The 24,841-nt window shown below is 45.1% G+C and carries 19 protein-coding genes and 1 tRNA gene; 16 read left to right on the top strand and 4 right to left on the bottom strand.

Translation table 11 applies throughout. The features are described from left to right. Positions 1-166 precede the first annotated feature (166 nt). From POREN0001_RS06060 to POREN0001_RS06045, 4 genes are all read right to left on the bottom strand, one after another. Positions 167-1,414, bottom strand: a complete 1,248-nt coding sequence (locus POREN0001_RS06060) for a DUF1015 domain-containing protein (RefSeq protein ID WP_004334101.1) — start codon at positions 1,412-1,414, stop codon at positions 167-169. Between the two features lie 116 nt (positions 1,415-1,530). After that, positions 1,531-2,454: an NAD(P)-dependent oxidoreductase gene (locus POREN0001_RS06055; RefSeq protein ID WP_004334053.1), complete on the bottom strand. Its 924-nt coding sequence runs from the start codon at positions 2,452-2,454 to the stop codon at positions 1,531-1,533. A gap of 101 nt (positions 2,455-2,555) precedes the next feature. Then, complete coding sequence (gene serC / locus POREN0001_RS06050; RefSeq protein ID WP_040580986.1) at positions 2,556-3,638, bottom strand: phosphoserine transaminase; 1,083 nt, start codon at positions 3,636-3,638, stop codon at positions 2,556-2,558. A gap of 517 nt (positions 3,639-4,155) precedes the next feature. Next, positions 4,156-5,511: a hypothetical protein gene (locus POREN0001_RS06045; RefSeq protein WP_004334221.1), complete on the bottom strand. Its 1,356-nt coding sequence runs from the start codon at positions 5,509-5,511 to the stop codon at positions 4,156-4,158. A gap of 588 nt (positions 5,512-6,099) precedes the next feature. Between POREN0001_RS06045 and glsA the strand changes: the two genes are divergently transcribed. The 16 genes from glsA to POREN0001_RS05965 all read left to right on the top strand — a co-directional run bounded on the left by glsA (position 6,100) and on the right by POREN0001_RS05965 (position 24,628). After that, a complete protein-coding gene (glsA, locus tag POREN0001_RS06040) occupies positions 6,100-6,942 on the top strand; it encodes a 1-acyl-sn-glycerol-3-phosphate acyltransferase (RefSeq protein WP_004334098.1) in 843 nt (280 codons plus the stop codon). Between the two features lie 32 nt (positions 6,943-6,974). Next, positions 6,975-7,919 (top strand): glycine N(alpha)-acyltransferase GlsB, encoded by a 945-nt coding sequence (glsB, locus tag POREN0001_RS06035; RefSeq protein WP_004334323.1) that lies wholly within the window; start codon positions 6,975-6,977, stop codon positions 7,917-7,919. Positions 7,920-7,927: 8 nt separating this feature from the next. Beyond that, positions 7,928-8,311: a YraN family protein gene (locus POREN0001_RS06030; protein ID WP_004334134.1), complete on the top strand. Its 384-nt coding sequence runs from the start codon at positions 7,928-7,930 to the stop codon at positions 8,309-8,311. A gap of 137 nt (positions 8,312-8,448) precedes the next feature. Continuing rightward, positions 8,449-9,444: an ROK family protein gene (locus tag POREN0001_RS06025; protein WP_004334327.1), complete on the top strand. Its 996-nt coding sequence runs from the start codon at positions 8,449-8,451 to the stop codon at positions 9,442-9,444. 38 nt (positions 9,445-9,482) lie between these two features. Beyond that, positions 9,483-10,253 (top strand): SDR family NAD(P)-dependent oxidoreductase, encoded by a 771-nt coding sequence (locus POREN0001_RS06020; RefSeq protein ID WP_004334074.1) that lies wholly within the window; start codon positions 9,483-9,485, stop codon positions 10,251-10,253. 575 nt (positions 10,254-10,828) lie between these two features. Next, positions 10,829-12,283, top strand: a complete 1,455-nt coding sequence (locus POREN0001_RS06015) for a cell division FtsA domain-containing protein (RefSeq protein ID WP_040580984.1) — start codon at positions 10,829-10,831, stop codon at positions 12,281-12,283. Positions 12,284-12,310: 27 nt separating this feature from the next. After that, a complete protein-coding gene (locus POREN0001_RS06010; RefSeq protein ID WP_004334282.1) occupies positions 12,311-13,852 on the top strand; it encodes a cell division protein FtsZ in 1,542 nt (513 codons plus the stop codon). 50 nt (positions 13,853-13,902) lie between these two features. Then, positions 13,903-14,358: a GatB/YqeY domain-containing protein gene (locus POREN0001_RS06005; protein ID WP_004334086.1), complete on the top strand. Its 456-nt coding sequence runs from the start codon at positions 13,903-13,905 to the stop codon at positions 14,356-14,358. A 50-nt stretch (positions 14,359-14,408) separates the two neighbouring features. Beyond that, positions 14,409-15,767: a UDP-N-acetylmuramoyl-L-alanine--D-glutamate ligase gene (gene murD / locus POREN0001_RS06000; RefSeq protein ID WP_004334351.1), complete on the top strand. Its 1,359-nt coding sequence runs from the start codon at positions 14,409-14,411 to the stop codon at positions 15,765-15,767. Between the two features lie 22 nt (positions 15,768-15,789). After that, on the top strand, positions 15,790-17,208 hold the full coding sequence (locus POREN0001_RS09070; RefSeq protein ID WP_004334115.1) for an FtsW/RodA/SpoVE family cell cycle protein: 1,419 nt from the start codon (positions 15,790-15,792) through the stop codon (positions 17,206-17,208). Next, positions 17,201-18,325, top strand: a complete 1,125-nt coding sequence (gene murG / locus POREN0001_RS05990) for an undecaprenyldiphospho-muramoylpentapeptide beta-N-acetylglucosaminyltransferase (protein ID WP_004334291.1) — start codon at positions 17,201-17,203, stop codon at positions 18,323-18,325. Before POREN0001_RS09070 ends, murG begins: the two co-directional genes overlap by 8 nt. 20 nt (positions 18,326-18,345) lie before the next feature. Further along, positions 18,346-19,740, top strand: a complete 1,395-nt coding sequence (murC, locus tag POREN0001_RS05985; protein WP_004334195.1) for a UDP-N-acetylmuramate--L-alanine ligase — start codon at positions 18,346-18,348, stop codon at positions 19,738-19,740. A gap of 12 nt (positions 19,741-19,752) precedes the next feature. After that, positions 19,753-20,502: a cell division protein FtsQ/DivIB gene (locus POREN0001_RS05980; protein WP_004334068.1), complete on the top strand. Its 750-nt coding sequence runs from the start codon at positions 19,753-19,755 to the stop codon at positions 20,500-20,502. A 126-nt stretch (positions 20,503-20,628) separates the two neighbouring features. Next, a complete protein-coding gene (locus POREN0001_RS05975) occupies positions 20,629-21,993 on the top strand; it encodes an Ig-like domain-containing protein (protein ID WP_004334237.1) in 1,365 nt (454 codons plus the stop codon). A gap of 193 nt (positions 21,994-22,186) precedes the next feature. Further along, positions 22,187-22,262, top strand: a tRNA-Pro gene (locus tag POREN0001_RS05970). A 197-nt stretch (positions 22,263-22,459) separates the two neighbouring features. Then, positions 22,460-24,628, top strand: a complete 2,169-nt coding sequence (locus tag POREN0001_RS05965) for an ATP-dependent Clp protease ATP-binding subunit (RefSeq protein WP_004334285.1) — start codon at positions 22,460-22,462, stop codon at positions 24,626-24,628. Positions 24,629-24,841 lie beyond the last annotated feature (213 nt).

Below are 24,841 nucleotides of genomic sequence, written 5' to 3'. Positions count from 1 at the left end.
TGTGATGGTTCACCATTAAACCCGAAGAGATGAATAGAATTATGAGCAAAAGAGAATAGCATGCAGCAAATAGAGAAAATAAAAGGAGGACTTGATCGCCTCAAATCCTCCCTTTCTCTTTTTACTAGATAGACCTTATTGTCCGTGTTTATAACACGAAACTCATTTAGTCGAGCTTGTGAACAACAATACCGGAACGGAGTTTAGGCTCAAACCAAGTTGTCTTGGGAGGCATAATGTTCCCCGTATCAGCAATATCCATAATTTGCTTCATAGTAACAGGATAAAGAGCCAAAGCGACCTTCATCTCACCACTATCAACACGCTTCTTTAGCTCGCCGAGACCACGGATACCTCCAACAAAGTCGATTCGCTTATCTGAACGCAAATCCTTGATACCCAAGATCTCATCTAAGATTAGATTAGAAGAGATGGTAACATCCAACACCCCGATGGGGTCGTTGTCGTTATAAGTACCGGGCTTTGCTGTGAGCGAATACCATGTACCACCAAGGTAAAGAGCAAAATTGTGCAACTTGGCAGGTTTGTAAATATCAGCACCCTTCTTCTCTACAATGAAGTTCTTTTCTAGAGCTTTTAGGAAGTCAGCTTCGCTCAAACCATTGAGATCTTTTACAACTCGGTTGTAATCGATAACCGTCAATTGGTTGGCAGGGAAACAAACTGCCATGAAGTAGTTATACTCTTCATCGCCCTTGTGATTAGGGTTATTCTTTGCTTTCTCAGCTCCTACGAGGGCAGCTGCAGCCGAACGGTGGTGCCCATCGGCAATATAGAGAGCTTCGAATCCTGCAAAAATCTCCGTGATACGCTTGATATCGGCTTCTTGATCAATGATCCAGAACTTATGACCAAAGCCATCAATATCAGCTACAAAATCGTAGATGGGAGCAGCATTGGTGTAACGAGCCACGATGGCGTCAAGTTCTGCATTATCAGGATAAGCGAAGAAAACGGGTTCGAGGTTAGCGTTATTTACACGAACGTGCTTCATACGATCCTCTTCTTTGTCTCTACGGGTAAGCTCATGCTTCTTGATTACACCATCCATATAATCTTCTACCCATGCACCTACTACCAAACCATATTGGGTCTTACCATTCATGGTTTGGGCATATACATAGTAGTTTTCTTTGGCGTCTTCAACAAGCCATCCCTTCTCTTGGAAGAGATCGAAGTTCTCACGAGCCTTGGTATAAACACGTTCATCGTGCTCATCCGTACCTTCGGGGAAGTCGATTTCGGGCTTGATAATATGATAAAGAGACATCTCATTTCCTTTTGCTTCAGCACGAGCTTCTTCGCTGCTGAGGACGTCATAAGGACGAGAAGATACCTTCTCTACGAGGTTAACGGGAGGACGAAGTCCCTTGAAAGGTTTAATTCTAGCCATACTATATACTCAAAGAAAAAATCGAAATAAGGGGAGACATGGTATCTCTACGATAAAAACCCATGTGCTCCCCCACTCTGTCGATCTTTTTGTGTTCTAATACTACAAAAAAGAAATTACTTATTTACACGGAACTTTTCCACACCATTGGCTATAAAGTCAACGATTTGGTTAGCAGCTGCAATACCTGCATTGTTGTTAGCTTCGCCAGTCTGTGCACCCATCTTTTTGGGGGTAGAGAAGTAACGATCGCCAAGAGCAGCTACCATAGCTTCGTGGTTAGCGGGCATAATGTCCGTGAGATAGCGAAGGTCTGTACGCTCTGTGAGAGCCTTTAGTACGCCCTCTTCGTCAATAATCTCCTTACGAGCAGAATTGATGAGAACGGCATCCTTGGGCATCTTCATGAGAAGATCGTAGTTGATAGACTTAATCGTCTCGGGAGTAGCAGGAGCATGGAGCGAAATTACATCGCAAGTAGCGAACAATTCGGGCACGGTAGCAATAGGAGTTGCACCCGATTCTTTGATAGCTTCTGCAGGTACAAAAGCATCATAAGCGAAGATTTCCATACCAAAGCCTTTGGCGATACGAGCCACATTGCGACCCACATTACCATAAGCCAAGATACCCATCTTCTTATCTTTTAGCTCACTCCCCGACTTGCCATTGAACTGATTACGAGCATTGAATACGAGAAGACCCATCACAAGCTCAGCCACAGCATTTGAGTTCTGACCGGGAGTATTCATTACACACACGTTGTGTGCGGTTGCCTCTGCAAGGTCTACATTGTCATAACCGGCACCTGCACGCACTACAATCTTAAGATTCTTTGCGGCATCAAATACTTCCTTATCAATTTTATCACTACGGATAATGATAGCATCTACATCGGCAACAGCTGCGAGGAGCTGGCTCTTTTCGGTATACTTTTCTAGCAATACAGTTTCATAACCTGCCTTGCTTACAATATCCTTAATCGCTGCAACAGCAGGAGCAGCAAAAGGCTTTTCTGTGGCAATAAGAACCTTTGTCATAACAATATATTAGGATTAAAAAGAAGTGCTCTGCTCACTAGATGAGACCTCTAAAAGAAATAGAAGTATCTAGATGAGCGAGAGCACTAAGATGTGATTAATTAGTGTTTGCTTTCAAACTCCTTCATAGCGTCTACGAGAGCCTTTACGCTATCCATTTCGAGAGCGTTGTAGAGGCTTGCACGGAAACCACCTACCGAGCGGTGACCCTTGATACCGATCATGCCACGCTCTGCAGCGAAAGTGGCGAACTCAGCTTCGAGTTCTTTGTATTCGTCGTTCATCACGAAGCAAACGTTCATGATAGAGCGATCTTCGGTAGCTACGGTACCACGGAATAGTTTGTTGCGGTCGATTTCGTTGTAGAGGAGCTCAGCCTTGTCGAGGTTGCGCTTTTCGAGTACCTTGAGACCACCCAACTCTTTGTACCACTTGAGGGTTTGGAGAGCCACATAGATGGGGAATACAGGAGGAGTATTGAACATAGACTCCTTCTTGATGTGAGTGTTGTAGTCGAGCATTGTGGGGATAGGACGCTCGAAACGACCAAGTGCATCCTTCTTTACAATCACGAAAGTAACACCGGCAGGAGCCAAATTCTTTTGTGCACCACCATAGATAAGATCGTACTTGCTGATATCTACAGGACGGCTGAAAATATCGCTAGACATATCGCACACCAAGCGAGCCTTGCAGTCGAAGTCCTTGCGAATTTCACTACCATAGATGGTATTGTTGGAGGTGTAGTGGAAGTAGTCTACATCTTCGGGGATAACGAAGTTCTTGGGGATGTAAGTAAAGTTCTTATCTTCGCTAGAAGCCAAAACTTCTACTTCTCCACCAAATACCTTAGATACATATCCGGCTTGCTTGATAGCATTTGTAGCCCACGTACCTGTGTTGATATAGGCAGCCTTCTTGTGCATAAGGTTAAGAGGTACCATGTAGAATTGGAGGCTTGCACCACCACCGAGGAAGATAACTTCGTATCCTTCGGGGATATCGAGAAGTTCCTTGAAGAGCTGAGCAGCTTCTTCGATCACAGCGGTAAACTCTTTACCACGATGCGATACTTCAAGTACAGAAAGACCTGTACCTGCAAAATTCATTACTGCATCAGCAGCATTCTTGATAACCCCTTGATTTAGAATTGAGGGTCCGGCATAAAAATTGTGCTTTTTCATCACCGCAACTGTTTTTATTGATTACTTATATTAGTCTATTCCTATTATCACACGGAACCGAGGCTTGGAATGTTGCACATCCCCCAACCCCTAAGCACCTACAAAGGTAAACTAAACATTTGAATAAAGCCAAATACACCCTAATACATCCCTCTTTCTTCACAAAGAGGGCTCCAAAAGAAGTATTCGGAATGCTGCCTGAAAAGAAAAACTTTCTTGCCCTACAACAAAAAAATTCTTGGGCAAAAGAAAAAACTTTTCCAGGTAGTTTCAGGGTACAAAACTAGCTGATTCCCCCCTACCCTTCTGCCCAAAAATATTTATCTCCATGGAGTAGCCTCTGAGATCTGCGCAATAGAAGTGAAATAAAAATTAGTACAGAAAGCAACCTCCTCCCTCTGTTCATAAAAAAAGAGTCGACCCTTTTGCTAGAAAGGGTCGACTCCTTTTCGAGGGAATCAATGAAGAGGTACTATCCCCTAATTAGCGGGGAGATAAAATCTTCTAAAGCGAAAGTTTAGAATTCATTCGGACTAAATGCGAGACACAATCCACCAAAATTACCCGATTGATCCACCTGTACCATCACATTGTTTTTACGATCGATGTAGGTAAGTATGGCCGATTTCGAATACTTCTCCCATCCTTTACCGGTAAAAAACTTCTCGATATAGGTTGAGTTGATCACTCTCACATCGTCAGTAAACACAATCGCCATGGCATACTTACCGGCATATTCTCCTTCACCTTCCCATATAAGCATCATAGGGAAATCTTTTGAGGTTGTATTAACAACGTCACCGAGCTCATTCTTATCAAGAGACTTAAAGTAAGGTTGCTTCTTGTACAATTCAAGAGCTTCTGCCAAGGTGTATTTGCCAAATTCGAGGATTGGCAAAGGAATATCCAACTCCTCTTTCATAAAGGAATCTGCCATCTGGGGATTGCCTTTGAAGAACTGCACTTTGGGAACGAATGCGCTTCCATCTGTAGGTTTGTTTAGCTCAGCCACAGCAGCCATATTGGTGTCCTTATTATAGTACACAGGATTACCGTGGTCAGAAAGTGTGGTGATCAAAAATCCCATAGAGCGCATATACTCTGTAACATCATCGGGTTTAGGACGCTTATCGGGAGCCACGAAGATAGCGCACTCCTCTACGAAAGATTTGGTTTTCACATCAAACCAATAACGGGTGCTAGGGTAATTGGGGTTGCCAGTCTTGAAAGAATAGACCCCCTTGTCCGCCATCGTTGCTTCGGGATCAAGAGTGTGTCCCATACGAGCCTCAAAGCGAGTTACCATATCAAGGGTATTATCAAGCCCCATAAGAGGAGCCCAAAGCCCTGTTGCATGTTCCTTCTTATCAATACGAGACCATGAGGTAATAGCCTCATCAAAAGGAGCGAAAACATAAGAAATGTCGCTATCACTACGATGCGAAATGAAGACTACCCATCCACGTTGTTTGTGAACAAACACCCCCTCAGTTGCCAACTTAGTCGCAGTCTTTTCTTGTACAAATCCTTGACTTAGGAGGCTTGCTACAAAAGCTCCTTCGGACTCTGTATTTGCAATCTTTTCCATGGCATAGCGATACTTCCCCTCAGCATCAAACTGGAGGTAAATGGTACGGGCTAGCCCCTGGTCCCCATTTATCCTGACTGTGAGAGCACGTGCCTCGGCATCTTTTGTCACAATCTGACCTAGCTGTTTGGCCTCAGCTTCGAGAGCATCATAGCTTTTACCGAAAAGAGAGCTAGGGAGCGTTACCAAAATAGGAGCGGGCTTCGGACTTGGAATTTTACCACAAGCAGCCATCAAAAACGCTAATACCACAAGAAGTGTGGCAGGGAATAACTTTCTTGTCATTGTTCTGATTTTGATTTATTTATGTACTTATACATTCGACTTACAACAAACCATGCTTAGCACGAAATTATCTTAGAGATAATATGTTTTACAGCTTCTCCACTTAGCCAAAAAGGCGCTATTGATCCACAACAAACATCCATCTCGGGACAAATGTAACTCGATTTTATATACTTTCACTATATTGAGAACGAAATCTGCACCACTCCAATAACACATTAAACATCCGCATGTCTTTCGCTCCAAGACGTTGTTTTTAGCTAAATTCCACATAATACTCTCATAAAAACCGAATAAAACTGAAAGAAAAGACAGAAAACATTGTTCTTTTACAGGAAGGCACTTCTCTTTTCGAAGAGCTGAAAAAGGGGGGAACAAAGATGAAAATAACGCCCCAAGACTAGGGAATATAAGGGGATTTAGTTGCACGATGCGACTAAAACGTGCAACTTTACTAAAGACGACATTCATACAACGATATATTACTACTTTTGTAATAAGCAACACCACACAACATAGATAAAGAAAGGAAAGTTGTATCCACATCCTTTACGAGGCTGGGTATGACATCACTTATAAAAAGAACGTATGGAAGGGAGTATCACTCCACAACAAATAGATATCGGTGCCATCATATCGGCAAAGTGGGGGCGAAGCGTTCCGCACTTTGTTGTGCGTTTGGTAGAGAGACTTATCCATCAACGAGAAATCAATGAGATACTGCGAGACCACGGGCACCTACAAGGCGTTGCCTTTATGGATAAGCTAGTGGAGATTTTTCGGCTTTCTCTGGGTTTTGTTCATGAGGAGCGTTTGCCACAAGACAAACGTGCTCTTTTCGTCTCCAATCACCCTCTAGGAGGGCTAGATGGCATCTGTCTTACTCACATGCTCGCAGGACACTATCAATCAGACATTCGCTACATTGTCAACGACCTCCTAGGAAATCTCAAACCTCTAGAGTCTATTTTTCTCCCCGTCAATAAGTATGGCTCCCAGAGCCGTAGCTCTATTGAAAGAATGAATGCCGCTCTAGCGGGTGACCTACCGGTGATCACCTTCCCTGCAGGCCTTTGCTCCCGCCACTTTGACGGCCGCATCCAAGATCTCACATGGCAAAAGAGCTTTGTACGTCATGCCGAGGAGTTCCATCGTCCCATTGTACCCCTCTTTTTCGAAGGTTATAATAGTAAACGCTTTTATAGGATAGAGCGAGTGCGCAGAAACCTCGGACTCAAATTCAACATCGGTACTGCATTGCTCCCCGATGAGATGTTTCGTGCCCAAGGCTCGTCATTCCGGGTTTGGGTAGGAGAACCTATCCCCTATCAAGAGCTTCCCTCTATGGGGAAACGCCCGGCAGATATTGCTCTTGCCATTCGTGAACGTGTATATCGTCTTCCGCAAGAGAGTGCGCCATCGTCCCTCTAGTATTCACCTCAATCATTTTATTGCAATAATCTATGCAACCCATTATAGCCCCTATTGCTCCGGAACTTATCATGGAGGAACTTACCCCCGACAAGTTGCTTCGCCCCACAAATAAAGGACGCAATAACATTTACACTTTCTCAGCACACGAGGCCCCACACACCATGCGAGAGGTTGGACGACTGAGGGAAGAGGCTTTCCGTGCCGGCGGCGGAGGGAGTGGTCTTGCGTGTGATATTGATGAGTATGACCTTGATCCATTGGGCTATAAACAACTCGTAGTTTGGAACCCCGAGGCTCAAGTGATTGTAGGGGGCTATCGCTATATTTTAGGTTCCGACGTGGTAAAACATCCGAAAGGTACCGATATACTTGCCACTTCTCATATGTTTGACTACAGCGATGAGTTCGTACGAGATATTCTTCCCTATACAATAGAATTGGGACGCTCGTTTGTTTCTCCCGACTTCCAGTCTACCCGCTTTCACCACCTCTCCATCTTTGCATTAGACAACCTATGGGATGGCTTGGGAGCACTCACGGTACTCAATCCTGAGATTCAGTACTTCTTTGGAAAGGTAACCATGTATGCCAATTACAATCGTCGTTGTCGCAACCTCATTTTGCACTTTATGCAACGCCATTTCCACGACGATCGACACCTCGTTACTCCCAAGCAACCTCTAACCATTGATGTTGATCCGGAGGAGATGAATCGGCTATTTTCAGCAGGGACTCTCAGTGCCGATTATCTAGCACTCAAGCGCGAGGTTCGCAAAACAGGCATCAGCATTCCACCTCTCTTCAGTGCCTATATATCCCTTTCACCCCAACTCCTCTTCCTCGGCACAGCGATTAATTACGAGTTTAGTGAGGTGGAAGAGACAGGGATTCTGATCCGTATAGATCAAATTTTAGAAGAGAAAAAAGAGCGACACATCAATACGTTTCAGAAAATGTCTCACCCCGCGAGCTAGAGCAATAGATGGCACAACACAATGACCTTGGCGTATTGGGCGAACGAGCTGCCTACCGCTATCTAGAACAATTGAAGTACAAAATACTCGATACGAATTGGTCTATTGATGGCAAGAAGGAGGTGGATATTTTTGCCACAGACGAGAGAGAACTCATTGTTATTGAGGTCAAAACACGGAACGAAGATTATTCTGTTTCTCCATTATCGGCAGTTACTAGGCGTAAGCAAGCCAACATAATATCCCTTACAAACGCCTACATCCGTCTAAAGGGCATTACCCTACCCATACGGTTTGATGTGCTCACAGCCGTTTTCCATCCCTTTGATCAATCCTTTGATATAGAGTATTATAAAGATGCCTTTAGGGCAACAGTACGAAAGAAATACTAGCCAAGAAAAACAAAACAGCACTAGAAAGCACAAGTTTGCACACTTGAAGTTGCCAATTTGCTCTCTTATATTGCAACTAACATACACCTACCATAATATTTTTAATACCTTTGCATATAAAGAGTAAAGGTTATTATATGGAAACAACATATACTATAGGCATAGATATTGGAGGAACCAATACTGTGGTAGGTGTAGTGGCGACTAATGGCACTATTCTTGCTCGAGAAAAATTCCCGACACGTTCTTGTGGTGCCAATTTCACTTGTTTTACAGATAAAATAGAGAGGTATATTTACGCGCTTACCCAGCAATATAATCTTGCCGGCAAGATTGATGGAATTGGGATTGGTGCTCCCAATGGTAACCATGGAAATGGTACCATAGCCTTTGCCTCTAACCTCCCATGGAAAGAGCCTTTTCCCATCGTCCGGCTGCTCCAAGAGCGAACACATCTACCCGTCGCCCTTATAAACGATGCCAAAGCTGCCGCCATTGGAGAACGCACCTACGGAGCGGCACGCGGCATGCGCGACTTCATTATCATTACCTTGGGTACTGGTGTTGGGAGTGGTATTGTAGCCAATGGAGAGCTTATATTTGGTCATGATGGACTAGCCGGAGAACTGGGACATTTTATAATTCGCCGTGGGGGTCGCCCCTGTGGTTGCGGACGTTGTGGATGTTTAGAGACCTACTGTTCGGCACGCGGTATGGCACGCACTGCGATAGAATTGCTCCAAGAAAGTACAGAAGACAGCCCCTTGCGCCACGTCAAAGAGGAAGAAATCACAAGTAAGGCTGTCTATGATGCCGCCGAAGCCGGGGATCCGATTGCTCAAAAAGTATTTGAGATGACAGGGGAGATATTGGGCGAAAGTTTGGCAGATTTCATGACCTTTTCGAGTCCGGAAGCGATTATTCTCTTCGGAGGAGTTACGGCAGCCGGGGAGCGATTGCTGCAGCCCATCCGGAAAGCTCTTAACAAAAATCTTCTCTGCGTTTACCAAACACCCCAATTGCTTCTCTCTGAACTTCCTACCGATGATGCCGCCATATTAGGCGCTGCAGCTGTAGGAGTAGAGGCAGCCCTCCACGCTAGTGGACAAAGTAAAGGCGCAATGGCTTCGTAATAATATTATATCCTTTTCAAATTAGATATCGAACTACTATGGCAAAAAAATCACATCCGATTGCTCTCGTAACAGGGGCTACATCAGGTATCGGTCGTGCTACAGCATTGAGGCTGGGACACATGGGATACAATGTTATCATTACGGGGCGTCGTAGCGAACGTCTTGTTGCCTTGAGTCAGGAGATAGAAAAAGAAACAAAAAGCCACACATTGCCTTTAGTTTTTGATGTACGCTCCTTTGAGGAGGTTCAGAAGCATTTAGGCACTCTCCCCTCGGAGTGGACTGATATTGAAGTGCTTGTAAATAATGCCGGATTAGCCGCTGGGATGGAGCCTCTGCAAGACGGCTTGGTAGATGATTGGGAGCGAATGATTGATACCAACATCAAGGGGCTACTCTATGTAACTAAAGTAGTTTCTCCCAGGATGATCGCTCGGGGACGTGGGCATATCTTTAATATTGGTTCTATCGCAGGGCGTGAAGTTTACCCCTCCGGCAACGTATACTGCGCTACCAAACATGCTGTGGATGCACTCTCCAAGGGGATGAGAATTGACATGCACAAGTATGGTATAAAGGTAACCCAGATAGCTCCAGGAGCTGTAGAAACGGAGTTTTCACTCGTTCGCTTCCATGATGATACGGCTCGTGCTGAGAAAGTTTATGAGGGATATACACCCCTCACTGGCGATGATATAGCTTCTTGTATCGAAGCCGCCCTCCGCTTACCTGACAACGTTTGCTTGGCAGACATGCTGGTTCTCCCTAAGGCTCAGGGCTCTAGTCGAGACTTCTACCGCAAATAACCCCCTGCGAACATTTTCTTTTTATTCCTCTGTACTACACATCACGGAAGATTTAATCCTATATTGAAGGGCAGTTTGGGAATTGAGAGTTACGAGCTCTCTCTTCCCAAGCTGCTCTTCTTTGTTATAAACAAAGCGCTAGCACAAAACATCCACCCTCAAACATTTCGATCACGAATTGGGTAAAATCGTCGTAATGTCACAGCCTAGATTTTTCTGAATTCTGCCCTGTAAATATTTTTGTCTTGCCTAAGATTACAAAAAGTTTCACTCAGTTGTCGGCAGAAAATTAGGCAAGATTTTTTCGGGACATCCCCACGCCTCCAAAAGGGGCTAGCTGGATTCGAGAGGGCTTCTCCTCCTTCGCTATGAGGGGAAATAAATAACCATTCAATCCCTCAACAGGCAGTTCCTTTCAACCTCTGTTATACATCATCTTCACAACCCCTATATCCGTTCCAATTAATTCGGTAGCATATAGGGGTATAAGTCATCTATTATAGTTACTTTTGTAGGGAATAATTCCGTTGTAATACTTTAGGAAAGGAGTTTGTAATAATATCAGTCGTTGGAATATGGACACAAACAAGTTAGTGTATGTTGCCCTTGAGCCAGGTAGCTCTCATCTCAGCGGGCTACTTGCCTACAAAGATGCTCTAGGGCGCGTTGTGCCTATGGCTTCGCGTCGGGTGGAGAGTAAAGGAAGTATCGTACATGGGACGATCTACAACATAGATGCAGCAAGCGCGATAGCCAAAGAGATCATCAAAGACTTCGACCGAGAGCTAGAAGGAAGTGGCTATAGCATATCACAAGTGTACATTTCGATAGATTGTCGTTCTCTTCATTCTCTACGACATATCGTCTCTCACAGCTATGATGGTGATGGAATACTCGCCACGGAAGAGCATGTGAAAGAGCTGGAAGAGGAGGTGCTAAAAGAGCAATTTGATGGATACGAAATACTCTCTGTACTCCCACCCTACTACTATGTGAATGGGCGAAGAGAAAACTCCATTGTGGGAATGTTGTGCCGAGAAGTACGTGCCTATTACACATTGCTGCTCGTACGCAAGACCTATGTTCGCCTCATCACCGACTTGGTAGAAAAGAGATTGCGTCTAAAACTCGCCGGTATCTTGGCAGCTCCCATCTGCGAAGCCCAGGTAATTTTGAGCCCTGGAATTCGGCAAATGGGATGTGCTCTTGTAAACATCGGGGCAGATTGTACTACAGTATCTGTCTACAAAGAAGATGCTCTAGAGTTGTTGCGCGTTTACCCCGTAGGAGGGAATGCCGTAACCAGCGACCTCTCTACGTTGCATATCCTACGAGAGGATGCTGAGGAGATCAAGTGCAGCCAACTTAGCACAGTAAGCGAAATGAAAGACGGAGATTATTTTGTGGAAATCCCCTCTTTTATCGGCAAAGAGCCTCAACAAATTAGACTCTTAGACCTCAATCGCTGTGTACAAGCCCGCATGAAAGAGATTATCGCCAATGTACAAGCCTTGGTAGAGAGCTCCGGAGTGGCTAATCGCATCGATGGAGGATATATTTTCACAGGGGGTGGTTGCCTTATTGGCCGCTTCAATCGTCTACTAAAAGATATGGGGACTAATGACTCCATACAGATCACCTCTGTTAACGACAAACTCTTCTTTGCAGAGCCTAATACGAATGAGTTTTTTGCAACCCCCTCTCAATATGCAAGTATTGTAGGTGCCATTTATTGCGCCACAAAGGGGTGTCTAGAAGTTGCCAACACGGTATTCTCGCCACTTACAGAGCAAGAGGATCTCGAAAAAGATACCTCTAAGACTGTGCAACAAGACGAATCTTTCGACAACTCCTCTGTAGAAAGGTCAATAGAGAAAGAAGAAAACAAGAGCGAGACAGACGATAGGAATAGAAAAGCCGATCCTTCGCCTAAGAAAGAAGAGAAGAAAAATAAATTTTCTTTTGGGAAGGTCTTCATAGATATCCTCGATGCGGCTTCCAATGCACGGCCCGAAGACGACAAAGAATAAAGAGCAAGCACTAGAATCGAAAACAACATGTTTCCAGAAGATAATAAGGATATAAATGATACTCCTCTCAAGAGAAGCGAAGAGGGTTTTTCGATTGAGTTTGATGTAAACTCAGATAATGCTTCAGAGACACCAACTCCCGCGCCCGCCCAAGCAAACGCCTCTCGCGACTTGATGGAAGAGCACGAGGAGGTGCTAAAGGGGGGACTTCCGTTTGACCTTCTTACCACTTCGATGGCAGAGCGCAAGCCTATAAAGATCGTAGGTATCGGTGGTGGTGGTGGTAATGCAGCCGAGCACATGTATCTAGAAGGAGTAGAAGGCGTAAGCTATCTAATCCTAAACACCGATGTACAGCAACTCAACGACAATAAGATCCCTCACAAAATCGTACTCGGAGAGAATGTAACAAGGGGGCTTGGTGCCGGTGATACGCCCGAGATCGCTCGCCAAGCTGCTCAAGAGAGTGCAAACAAGATTAGAGAAGCCCTCCGCGATGGCAATACCGAGATGGTATTCATCACAGCAGGCATGGGAGGTGGTACCGGTACCGGAGCTGCCCACGTAGTGGCTAATATTGCCAAGAAGGAACTAGGACTTCTCACAGTAGCCATCGTTACTATCCCGTTCGCTTTTGAGGGGTCACACAAGATTATAAAAGCCCTAGAGGCGGTAGAAAAACTTAAAGAGGAAGTAGACTCCATCTTAATTGTCAATAACGAACGCCTCCGCCAATACAACGCGGCTCAAAAGAACTCCTTTACCAAATCTCTCTACATAGGAGACACCGCTGTATCTAAGGCAGCCAGTAGTATTTCCGATCTCATTATCAATCCGGGGTATATAAACCTCGACTTTAATGATGTAAAGAAGACGCTGAATAATGGAGGGGTAGCTATCATTAGTACTGGTATTGCAAGCGGAGAAGATCGTCTCAAGAAAGCCATTGACGATGCTCTCTCCTCTCCCGTTCTCAATAACAATGACATTACCCAAGCCAAGCGTGTGCTGATAGCCATTGCCCATGCCCCCGACAACGACGAAGATCCAACCTACAACTTCCAGACAGAAGAGTTGGATGCACTTAACGACTTTACCTCGGGAATGCAAGACTATAAGCTCATACCTGGGTTCTACGAAGACAAGTCTCTCAAAGAAAATCTACGAGTAACTATTTTGGCTTCGGGATTCGACCTCTCCGCCACTATCGAAAGTGCCAATCTAGGAGATCCTATCGCCAAAAGCGAGCTACTGCAACGGCATAAAAATCAACAGCAACTCATCAATAAATACTACGAGGGTACTCAGTCGGTTGATAACTTCAATCGTAAACTTCGTGGGCACCTCAATCTTCCCTTTATCCTAAAAGAAGAAGAACTTGATGACGATGAGTTTATAAATGCCCTACTCAAGACTCCTGCCTACAACCGTAATCATGAGGAGCTTGAGAGCCTGCGCAAACTGAGGAATCCCGACATGACAGGAGGAGAAAACAAAGCGAGTGGCTTCAGTGGTACCAATACCATCGACGATAAACCCCTCGTAAGCAATGTTATCGACTTCGACTAAGGAAAAGGGGTCCCTCTATTTATACTAACTCTATTTATCCGTAATATTCTATGAATCTATTTGATCAAATAAGTGAAGACATAAAGAGCGCAATGCTCGCTCGCGACAAAGTAACCCTAGAGGCTCTACGCGGGATCAAAAAAGAATTCCTCGAAGCAAAGACAGCCAAGGGGAGCAATGGGGAGTTGCCGGATGACAAGGCTCTTGCCATTATCCGAAAACTACTAAAGCAAAGACGCGACAGCGCCGAAATTTACACACAAAATGGTCGTCCCGAGCTTGCAGAAGCCGAACTTGCGGAAAGCCATGTACTCGAGCGCTATCTTCCCAAACAACTAAGCGAGGAAGAACTCATGCCCATAGTGCGAGCTGCTGCCCAAGAAAACGGCATTACCGACCCCAAGCAAGGCGGTCGCTTAGTAGGTATACTCTGCAAGCAACTAGCAGGAAAAGCGGATGGAAAGCTCATCGGCGAGGTTGTAAAAAAGGTACTAGCTTCTGAATAAAATCCTATACAGAATTAATCTCTGTATGGTGTACACAGTGTAAGTATTATATGTCGTATTTATTGGTATTAGGAGGTGGAGAAAGCGGTGTAGGTGCCGCTATTCTCGCACAAAAGGTAGGGTTGCCTTGCCGAGTTAGTGATAAGGGGAAATTGAACCCTCAGTACCGAGAAGAACTAGAAAAACGAGGGATTCCCTACGAAGAGGGTAAGCACTCTCCCGATTGGCTTCTCGATGCCAACGAAGTAATTAAAAGCCCCGGGATACCGGATTCTCTCCCCCTAATTCAAGACTTTATAAAGCGTGGGATCTCTGTTATTAGCGAAATAGAGTTTGCCTCTCGATACCTACCGGAGGATACAAAGGTCGCTGCTATTACGGGTTCGAATGGTAAGACTACCACCGTCAATTGGGTTACTCATATCCTAAAAACGGCCGGATACGATGCTGCCATGTGCGGCAATGTTGGCTTTTCTATGGCACGACTTGTTGCGGAAGATCCTCACAAATACTACGTAGTAGAGATGAGTAGTTTCCAACTCGATGGCACCTACAAATTTCATCCCAATGTATCTGTACTGCTCAATATTACCCCCGACCACTTAGATCGTTACAAGCATAAATTTGAGTTATATGCCCTATCGAAGATGCGTATTACTCAGCAACTTGGCAAAGGAGATAGCTTTGTTTATTGGGAAGAAGACGCCTTTATAAAGAAGTATCTAGAGCAACACTCAATGGAGTGCACCCTACTTCCCTTTTCTCTACAAACTAGTGGAGCAAAAGCCCTATATGAGAGCGATAAAGAAACGCTCCACATAGAAGCCCAACACAACCTCTCGGCCTTCTCCATCCCCAAGCGTGATTTAGCCCTTGTGGGTAAGCATAATCTACTCAATGCAATGGCTTCCGCTCTCGTAGCTCGTGAGTTTGGGGTGAGCAACGAATACCTCGGTAAAGCACTAAGAGACTTTAAGAATGTTCCTCACCGTATTGAGTACGTAGCAGAGATTGATGGCGTACGCTATATCAATGATAGCAAGGCAACAAACATCCAAAGCACCTTTTATGCCTTAGAGGCGCAAACTACCCCTGTGGTACTAATCCTAGGAGGGACGGATAAGGGGAATAATTATTCAGAGATTGAGGATGTAGTACTCAGTAAATGTCGTGCCCTCATTTTTATGGGGATAGACAACGATAAGTTACACCGAGCCTTCGATGGTAAAATTGATCAAATACGCGATGCTCGCTCCATGGATGAGTGCTTAACCCATGCCCAAGAGCTCGCCCAGTCCGGAGATGTAGTCCTACTCTCCCCTGCGTGTGCCAGCTTCGATCTTTTCAAAAACTACGAAGATCGAGGAGAGCAATTTAAGAACAAAGTACTAGCAATTAAGGATAGATAGCCTCCCCCAAACAGAGCGGTATATGCCAATAGATGTTGTATCGAAAGCAGATGGATTGCGTAAGAGTTTCTTTCGCTCCAATCGTGTAATTGTCAGTCTTTTCCTTGTACTTTGGGCTATTGCCGTACTGGTACAATTCAGTGCTATCAGCTTCTTGGCCGGAGAAGAAGGACGTACTTTTTTGGGTGTATTAGTCAAATCTTTGGGGATCATGTTCAGCACTCTTGTGCTATTCTTTTCGTTCTCCAGCATCCAACGGCGTAATAGATTGATAAATACAGGGTGGATAATCTATCTTCTCTCTGTGCTTGGGATAGTCCTCGTCCCTTTCATAGGACTAGAGATTAATGGAGCCCGACGCTCTCTACCCATGCCAATAATAGGTTCTATTCAACCCACTGAGTTTTTCAAAATTGGGATTGTCTTTGTGGCTGCCATGGTATTCGGGGATTTCAATCACCCCATCAGCCGATTGGCCGACAACCTAATGAACCTCCTAAGAAGGATCTTCAGAGGGATTCCACAATTCGAGTGTAGCCCCACGGCTTCTTTCTTTATTCTGGTATTTACCCCCCTATTCTTTGTATTCTCTCATGCTCTATCTATGACTATCTTTTTAGTCTTACTCTCCCTAATACTCGTACTATATGGGGGTAAGATTGATCGCTTTTTTATCAAGGTAGTACTAGGTATGGCGATCATTGCAGGAGTAGGATTTTTAGCTATAAAATATACTCCTGATAGTGCGGTGCGTGGCACCAAACTCGAGCGCATGATCACCTGGAAAAACAGATTGGAACCAGACCGTGCAGGCTTGACAAAGGAGGAATATAATGCCTTATCGAAGACGCAACAAGACTCTCTAAACTATGTAATAACAGATGCCACTATGCAAGAGAAGTATGCAAAGATGGCAGTAGCAAGAGGGTTGCACAATGGGATACAAGGAGCGGGGAATAGCAAGATGCGTCACTTCATGCCCGAGATATACAACGACTTTATTTACTCTCTTATCATTGAGGAGTATGGTTATTTGGGGCTCATCGGGGTACCCATCATATATCTATTATTGCTGCTCTATATTCGACAAATAGCCCAAGACTCAAAATATCGCTTCTACGAAATTGTCCTCTATGGTCTCACTACGAGTATCGTGCTCCAGGCTCTCGTCAATATGTTTGTAGCCACTGGCATGATCCCCGTTACAGGGCAGACGCTCCCCCTTATAAGCTATGGAGGATCCTCGCAGTGGGCAGTATCCATACAGTTTGGGCTTATTGCAGCCGTTGTCTCCATCATATACAGGGAAAAAATGGCAGACAAAAGAGAACAAGAGGAACGCGAAAAATCAGAGACAGGCGCTATCATCGAAACCTCCCAAGCCCCCATTACAGAAGAGCTAGAAGGCCTCGATGAAGAAACAATCAACAAACATGAATAAGTCAATAGACCGAGTTATCATATCAGGAGGAGGCACTGGGGGGCATATATTCCCGGCCATCGCTATTGCCGATGCAGTACGAGCCCAATATCCCAACGCCGAGATCCTTTTTGTAGGAGCTGAGGGACGTATGGAAATGGAGCGAGTGCCCAAAGCCGGCTACAAGATAGAAGGGCTCTCTGTTAGAGGTCTTGATCGTAAGCGTCCGTGGCGCAACTTCAAAGTATTGCTTGACTTCCTCCGATCGGAACAAAAGGCGAAGAAGCTGGTAAGGGAGTTTCATCCCCAAGTGGTAGTAGGTGTGGGAGGATATGCCTCTGCCCCTACCCTTAGAGCGGCTCAACGCTTAGGGGTACCCACGCTCATCCAAGAGCAAAACAGCTTTGCAGGTAAAGCCAATAAGATGCTGGCTACCCGAGCAAAGTATATCTGCGTTGCTTATCCCAATATGGACCGCTTTTTCCCAAAAGAATCTATCATCTTAACAGGGAATCCGGTTCGCCCTATCCTCGAAGACTCTCCCCTACCCGATAGGAGTGGAGCCCTCGCTCGTTTTGGGTTTACTGACGAAGAATATCCTCTACTGATGGTCGTAGGAGGAAGCCTCGGTGCTAGAACCATCAACGAAAGTATAGAAGCCGGTTTGGCTCTTCTAATGGAGAATAAAATACGTTTGATTTGGCAAACAGGCAAGGCCTTCGCCTCTAGAGCCCAAGACGCTATTAAGGCGTTAGGTCCCGATGCAGCGCAATGGATCGTATCAATGCCCTTTATTGATCACATGGAGGATGCCTTCTCTTGTGCCGATGTAGTGGTATCTCGCGCAGGGGCCACCACCATTAGTGAGCTATGTTTGCTAGGGAAGCCCTCTATTCTAGTGCCCTCTCCCAATGTTGCAGAAGACCACCAGACCTGCAACGCAAAGGCTCTATCCACTCGCAATGCAGCCGTATTAGTAACAGATATTGATGCTCGCAATCGGCTCGTGGATGAGGCTCTAGCCTTAATAAAAGATAAGCAGAGGCAAAATGACATGTCAGCGAATGTCAAGCAATTGGCCGCACCTCATTCAGCTCGTCGTATCGTAGAGCTTTTGGAAAGTATCATCTCCCAATAGCAACAAGAAAGCCCTATCCTATGAACAAAGATAAGTTCTATAGCCACGTATATTTTATTGGTATCGGAGGTATTGGTATGAGTGCCTTGGCTCGTTATTTTCATGCCAAAGGCTCCTTGGTAGAAGGGTATGATCTGACTCCGAGTCCTCTCACAGAGGCTTTACAAAGCGAAGGAATCTCCGTACACTACACCGATGATCCGGGGTATCTTGCTCGTTGTGCTTTTCCTCTAGCAACCACACTCGTTGTGTACACACCAGCTGTCCCCGACCATTTGGGAGAGCTACAATACTTTAGACATGAGGGTTACCGAGTAGTAAAACGGAGCGAAGCCTTGGGAGCCGCAGTGCAAGATGATCTCCTACTCGCCGTGGCCGGAACGCACGGGAAAACCACCACCTCTTCGCTTCTTGCCCATCTTTTGCACCATAGTAGGGTAAAAACAAATGCTTTTTTAGGTGGAATTAGTGCCAATTATCAGTCTAATCTACTGCTAGACTCAGTGAGTCCCTATGTAGTAGTAGAGGCTGACGAGTACGACAGATCTTTCCTGCACCTATACCCTCACATTGCGATAGTCACCTCCATGGACCCCGACCATTTGGATATTTATGGGACACCCGAAGGTTATCGTGAGGGCTTTGCTCAATTCATCCGACAAGTAAAACCTGGAGGAACCCTAATCTATAAAAAGGGGATTACCTCCACTCCCGAAACACAAGAAGAGGTCAAATGCTATACCTATGCTATGGGCGAGACAGCCGATAGTTACTCCGACAACATCCACTTCGACGAGGGGCGTCTTTTTTTCGATTGGCACTTCCCAGAACGAGGCATAGAGTTCAAGAATCTAGAGTTGGGAGTACCTATTACCATCAATGTGGAGAATGCTACAGCAGCTCTCACGGCAGCCTGCTTATTAGGAGTAAGCGAAACAGAACTCCGTTCTGCACTAGCCTCTTTCCGTGGTATTCACCGCAGATTTGAGCGTTTGCTAGATACACCCAACAGAGTGCTCATAGACGATTACGCCCATCACCCGGAAGAGCTGAGAGCCTCCATAGCCTCTGTACGAGCACTCTACCCCCACGACAAGATAACGGGAATCTTCCAACCTCACCTATACTCACGTACACAAGATTTTTATCCTGAGTTTGCCGAGGTCCTTTCTGAGCTAGACGAGGTTATCTTGCTGCCCATCTACCCTGCGCGAGAAGAGCCTATACCGGGGGTTTCTTCCTCTCTTATTTTAGATAAAGTCTCCACTGCAGAGAAATCCTTAATCCCTAGAGAAGAATTGATAGAAAGACTACGAGAGAGAGAGAATCTTAATCGAGTAATTCTAACACTAGGCGCTGGGAATATCGATCGTATTGTAGCTCCGCTGCGAGATATGCTCCTGGAGCGAAATTAAACGTCCTTGAGAATGAATCGTAAATTATTTTTCTTCATCGTAGGACTGCTCCTAATTGCTACTCTCATCACCCTGGCAATCACTACGCATCGCGATCGCAGTCACATCCATATTGTCAAGTATGTTGCCAACATACAAAGAGTAGAAGGTGCTGCCAATATAGACGAAGAGGATGTAATACACGAGCTGCAACAGATGTTCCCAAGCGGAAAAACTAAAAGTATAGACTCGATTGATGTACATAAGATTGAGGCAAAACTAAAACAAAACGGACTCTTTGAAAAAGTAAATGTCTACTATACCCTAGAGGGTGAATTGCACGTGGATATTACCCCCGCAGAGCCTGTATTCTTAGTAGTTAGCGACAACAAAAGCTATTATGTATCGAAAGCTCGTAAATGTATCCCGGCCGAACAACTAGGGAAATACTCACAACCCTTGCTTGTAGTGTATGGAGACGTGGAAGAGCAGGAGGCTATAGGAGAGATCTATGATCTCTGTAATCTCATTTCGTCAGATGCCTACTGGAGTAGCTTTTTCACGGGCATACGAGTACAACCCGGGAGCAAAAATGTAGTAGCCGACACGCAATACGATCATCTTTCCATCAACTTTGGTTCGATGGGGGACTGGAAATACAAATTGTGGCAACTCCGCACCTTCATAGACCAAGCCATCCCCAAAGTCGGTTGGCAGGCCTATAGTCAGATCTCTCTTGAGTACCCCAACCGCATTACGGCTACTGAGCGCATTTCTCTCTAGAGAGGTGGACAGAGGAAACAAGATGGAGTAAGCCTCTGAAAGATTGGAGTGCTCTCCTTTTACAAGACATTCCCCTATCGAAAAAAAGACATACATCAAAACATCTAGATAAACAAACGATAAGTTATGAACAAGATTATCAAAAGCATTCTAAGTATTCCCTTTGCTTTGGTAGTACTTCTTACTAGCTCTTGTCTCAAACCAGAGCCATGCAATAGCAAGTTTCAATTCGAGCAAGAAAGTATCACGCTTAAAATAGGTGAACAAGTTACACTCAAATTCAGTGGATATATTTCCAAGAAAACCCAGATTTCATGGAGTGTAGAAAAACCCAATGTTGCCTCTGTGGATAATGGGCTCGTACGTGCCTTGAATGCCGGTACTACTAATGTGTATGCAGAAGCAACCATCAATGGAATAAAGAAAACTGCCCTATGTACCATAACTGTAGCCCCAGAAGGTTTCAGGTTTACAGACCCTAACCTCCCAAAGAGGATCCTACAACTCCACCCCGAAATTGATACCAATAAAGATGGAGCTATCACTCCGGAGGAGGCTCTTCTGCTCACAGAATTAGATCTTGAGATCAAGGACAAGGCCAAAGCGACAGCGGAGGAAAAAATCACAAGTGTTGAGGGAATCGAATTATTTACCAACCTTACCTATCTCAATCTCAAAAACCAATTTATCAAAGATGCTACTCCTGTAGAAGCTCTCAAAAAGCTCGAAAAGCTCTACATTACTTATACAGAGATTCCCTCTATACAAGTAAAAGAGATGCCGGAATTGCGCGACCTCCGTCTCTTTGGTAATAAGAATATAAAGGAGATTGATGTTAGAAGCAACACTAAGCTTGATACTCTCTATATCCAAGACACTCAAATCTCAGAGATTGATGTAACCAACAATAAAGAGCTTATAGACCTCAATGTAAACCGAACAAACCTCACTCGCTTAATCCTTACAGACCTTCCCAAACTTAATCAAGTCCTTGCCGTTAAATGTCAGATTTCTAGCGTTTCATTTAAGGGGTTACCTGCCATAAAGAAGATCTACATTGATAATAACCAACTAACGAGAGTTAACTTGAAGGACCTGCCCGCTCTCATGCACCTAAGTGTTTACAATAATAAGTTGCAGACTCTAGAGCTAGACTTACCTAAGCTCATGTTCCTACACACCCACGAAAATGAGCTAAAATCAATCGATCTTAGCAAGCTCCCAATGCTCTTCCATCTGGATATTGATAAGAACCCTCTAGTCAAGATTGATTTATCGTCCAATAAACTTATACGTGACCTAAGGTCGGAATACATTCCCACGCTTGAGGAGATAAACCTAAGAAACGGCGAGTATAACGAAGATGCCCAGTACGAAATAAAAGAAGGCAATACGGGTCTTAAGAGAGTATTGGTGGATAGCGGAGATGAAGAAACACACCTACGTAACCTGTTCCCTGCCGGTTCTGGTGTAGCCATCCTAGCCGAATAAGCAATACTTTTCCACGTTGAGAAGAGTATAATTAAAAGCCTCTCACTCCATCTTTTGGGGTGGGAGAGTTTCTATTTATGGGCTTCCTTATGGAAAAAGCTCTCCAATTGTCAAGCATTTCTGCACTTCTTTTGATCGCTATAAGGTGGCTAAGTCTAATATTCTTATTACCTTTGCGGTCGGAAAAGTCCATCGGGATGTAGCACAGTTGGTAGCGCGCCACGTTCGGGACGTGGAGGTCGGAAGTTCGAGTCTTCTCATCCCGACCAACAAACAAGAAGACGTGTTGAGTAAAGATTTATTCAGCACGTCTTTTTTATATCTCTTCAGAGTGGAGGCTCAACGACCTTGGTAATCATTGTCCGAAAAAACGAACAAAACGACATAGATTGGACATTTTGTCTAGCAATTTTGGGTAAGGCATATTCTTTGCATCCATGGAGAGCAAATAATAAAGCATTGACCTATGGAAAATCAAAACAGACAATCAACAACTCAGCAACAGAGTGCTCTCAGCCTTTACGCTCGCGACCTTTGTCAAGCTGCCAGTGCGGGAAAATTAGATCCCGTGATCGGGCGCGATGAGGAGATTCGCCGTGTGTTGCAAATATTATCCCGAAGAACGAAAAACAATCCCATCTTGATAGGAGAGCCGGGGGTGGGCAAAACAGCCATTGTAGAGGGGCTTGCACAACGTATTATTCGTGGTGACGTACCAGAGAATCTTCACGACAAAAAGATATTCTCTCTCGATATGGGAGCTCTCATCGCTGGAGCTAAATATCAGGGAGAATTCGAAGAACGACTCAAGGGAGTAGTACGAGAAGTAGTGGAAAGTCAGGGACAAATCCTCTTGTTCATTGATGAGATTCACACCTTGGTGGGAGCCGGAAAGAGCTCCGGAGCCATGGATGCCGCCAATATTCTAAAGCCAGCGTTGGCGCGAGGTGAACTTCGTGCCATCGGAGCAACCACTCTCGACGAATACCGAAAGTATTTTGAAGTAGATAAGGCCTTGGAGCGTCGATTCCAAATGGTAATGGTCTCAGAACCCGACGAACTTGCCTCTATCTCCATCCTACGAGGTCTCAAAGAGCGTTACGAAAATCACCACAAAGTCCGTATCCTTGATGAGGCCATTCTATCCGCAGTGCATCTATCACACCGCTACATCACAGATCGATTTTTGCCCGACAAAGCCATCGACTTGATAGACGAAGCGGCTGCACGGCTTCGTATTCAAATCGATTCTCAACCCGAGGAATTAGACGAAATAAGCCGACGCATCAAGCAACTAGAGATCGAACGCGAAGCAATCAAGAGGGAGCACGACAAGGAAAAGGTGTCTCAACTCTCCCAGGAGATTGAAGAGCTCCGTAAGCAAGAAAGCGAACTATCATCTCGCTGGAATAAGGAGAAGACGATCATCAACACCATCCAGCAATTGAAGTCCGACAAGGAGCAACTATCCATTCAGTCCGATAAGGCCGAACGAGAAGGAGATTATGGCAAGGTAGCAGAGATCCGCTATGGTAAGATACGAGATATTGATGCCCGAGTAGAAGAAGAGCGAAAGAAGCTAGATGAAATCCGCTCAGGAGAACCTCTTATCAAAGAGGAAGTCGGCAGCGACGATATTGCCGAGATTGTAGCCAAATGGACCGGCATCCCAGTGAATCGTATGCTTACGAGTGAACGAGAAAAGCTACTCCACTTAGAGGAAGAATTGCATAAGAGAGTAGTTGGGCAAGACGAAGCGATACGCGTGGTTTCCGATGCTGTACGTCGCTCTCGAGCCGGCCTACAAGACCCTCGCCGCCCTATCGGTAGCTTCATCTTCTTGGGTACCACCGGAGTCGGGAAAACAGAACTTGCCAAGGCTATGGCAGAGGTGCTTTTCGATGACGAAAGCATGATGACTCGTATTGATATGAGCGAATATCAAGAGAAGTTTAGTGCAACCCGATTGATTGGTGCACCTCCAGGGTATGTTGGATACGAAGAGGGGGGGCAGCTTACCGAAGCCATACGACGCAAACCTTACTCTGTGGTTCTATTCGATGAAATCGAAAAAGCGCATCCCGATGTATTCAATCTCCTATTGCAAGTATTGGACGACGGACGTCTAACAGACAATAAGGGGCATGTGGTCAATTTCAAGAATACGATCATCATAATGACAAGCAACTTAGGGAGCTACGAGATTAATCAAAAGTTTGCCCACATTACCCCTGAGAATAGGGAAAGAGTAGAGGAAGAGGCGCGAGAAGAGGTCTGGGCTATACTCAAGAAAAGTATCCGACCCGAGTTCCTCAATCGTATTGACGAAGTTGTAATGTTTAAGCCTCTCACTGCACAAGAGATTGCAAGCATCGTACGCCTGCAGTTGCAGTCTATTGGCGCACTCCTAAAGAGTAGCGACATAGAACTGACCTACTCAGACGCTGCCGTTGCTCGACTCACGGAGTTGGGTTACAGCCCTGAGTTCGGGGCGCGAGCTCTCAAACGTGTATTGCAGAGAGAGATCCTCAACGAGCTCTCAAAAGCTTTGCTGGGGAATAGTGTTGACAAGGATCGCCCCATCCATATTGATGTGGATGCAGAGACGAAGAAATTCACGTTTACCAATATCTAAATTTTACAGCCCGTGGAGAAGAAATCCATGGGCTGTAATTCTTTCTTTTGCCTTCAATAGATTCTCTACCAGAGGGGAAGTAAGAAGTCTGTCTTCTAAGAAGAGATTCTGAAACACCCCTCTAGCACACCATTGCTCCCCCTCCTCTTGCTTGAGAGATGGATGAAAGGGGGAGATTATTGTTATTGTTTTTATTACCTTTGTTTTGGTAGA

It is taken from the genome of Porphyromonas endodontalis ATCC 35406 (assembly GCF_000174815.1).
GTDB classification, from domain to species: Bacteria; Bacteroidota; Bacteroidia; order Bacteroidales; family Porphyromonadaceae; genus Porphyromonas; species Porphyromonas endodontalis.
The sequence above is the reverse complement of the archived record's forward strand: the minus strand, read 5'-3'. Positions and strand labels throughout refer to the sequence as shown.

What these genes read in the sequence shown, in the direction of transcription:
- POREN0001_RS06060 (WP_004334101.1), bottom strand. Translation starts at nt 1,414, where the DNA reads ATGGCTAGAATTAAACCTTTCAAGGGACTTCGTCCTCCCGTTAACCTC.
- POREN0001_RS06055 (WP_004334053.1), bottom strand. Translation starts at nt 2,454, where the DNA reads ATGACAAAGGTTCTTATTGCCACAGAAAAGCCTTTTGCTGCTCCTGCT.
- serC (WP_040580986.1), bottom strand. Translation starts at nt 3,638, where the DNA reads ATGAAAAAGCACAATTTTTATGCCGGACCCTCAATTCTAAATCAAGGG.
- POREN0001_RS06045 (WP_004334221.1), bottom strand. Translation starts at nt 5,511, where the DNA reads ATGACAAGAAAGTTATTCCCTGCCACACTTCTTGTGGTATTAGCGTTT.
- glsA (WP_004334098.1), top strand. Translation starts at nt 6,100, where the DNA reads ATGGAAGGGAGTATCACTCCACAACAAATAGATATCGGTGCCATCATA.
- glsB (WP_004334323.1), top strand. Translation starts at nt 6,975, where the DNA reads ATGCAACCCATTATAGCCCCTATTGCTCCGGAACTTATCATGGAGGAA.
- POREN0001_RS06030 (WP_004334134.1), top strand. Translation starts at nt 7,928, where the DNA reads ATGGCACAACACAATGACCTTGGCGTATTGGGCGAACGAGCTGCCTAC.
- POREN0001_RS06025 (WP_004334327.1), top strand. Translation starts at nt 8,449, where the DNA reads ATGGAAACAACATATACTATAGGCATAGATATTGGAGGAACCAATACT.
- POREN0001_RS06020 (WP_004334074.1), top strand. Translation starts at nt 9,483, where the DNA reads ATGGCAAAAAAATCACATCCGATTGCTCTCGTAACAGGGGCTACATCA.
- POREN0001_RS06015 (WP_040580984.1), top strand. Translation starts at nt 10,829, where the DNA reads ATGGACACAAACAAGTTAGTGTATGTTGCCCTTGAGCCAGGTAGCTCT.
- POREN0001_RS06010 (WP_004334282.1), top strand. Translation starts at nt 12,311, where the DNA reads ATGTTTCCAGAAGATAATAAGGATATAAATGATACTCCTCTCAAGAGA.
- POREN0001_RS06005 (WP_004334086.1), top strand. Translation starts at nt 13,903, where the DNA reads ATGAATCTATTTGATCAAATAAGTGAAGACATAAAGAGCGCAATGCTC.
- murD (WP_004334351.1), top strand. Translation starts at nt 14,409, where the DNA reads ATGTCGTATTTATTGGTATTAGGAGGTGGAGAAAGCGGTGTAGGTGCC.
- POREN0001_RS09070 (WP_004334115.1), top strand. Translation starts at nt 15,790, where the DNA reads ATGCCAATAGATGTTGTATCGAAAGCAGATGGATTGCGTAAGAGTTTC.
- murG (WP_004334291.1), top strand. Translation starts at nt 17,201, where the DNA reads ATGAATAAGTCAATAGACCGAGTTATCATATCAGGAGGAGGCACTGGG.
- murC (WP_004334195.1), top strand. Translation starts at nt 18,346, where the DNA reads ATGAACAAAGATAAGTTCTATAGCCACGTATATTTTATTGGTATCGGA.
- POREN0001_RS05980 (WP_004334068.1), top strand. Translation starts at nt 19,753, where the DNA reads ATGAATCGTAAATTATTTTTCTTCATCGTAGGACTGCTCCTAATTGCT.
- POREN0001_RS05975 (WP_004334237.1), top strand. Translation starts at nt 20,629, where the DNA reads ATGAACAAGATTATCAAAAGCATTCTAAGTATTCCCTTTGCTTTGGTA.
- POREN0001_RS05965 (WP_004334285.1), top strand. Translation starts at nt 22,460, where the DNA reads ATGGAAAATCAAAACAGACAATCAACAACTCAGCAACAGAGTGCTCTC.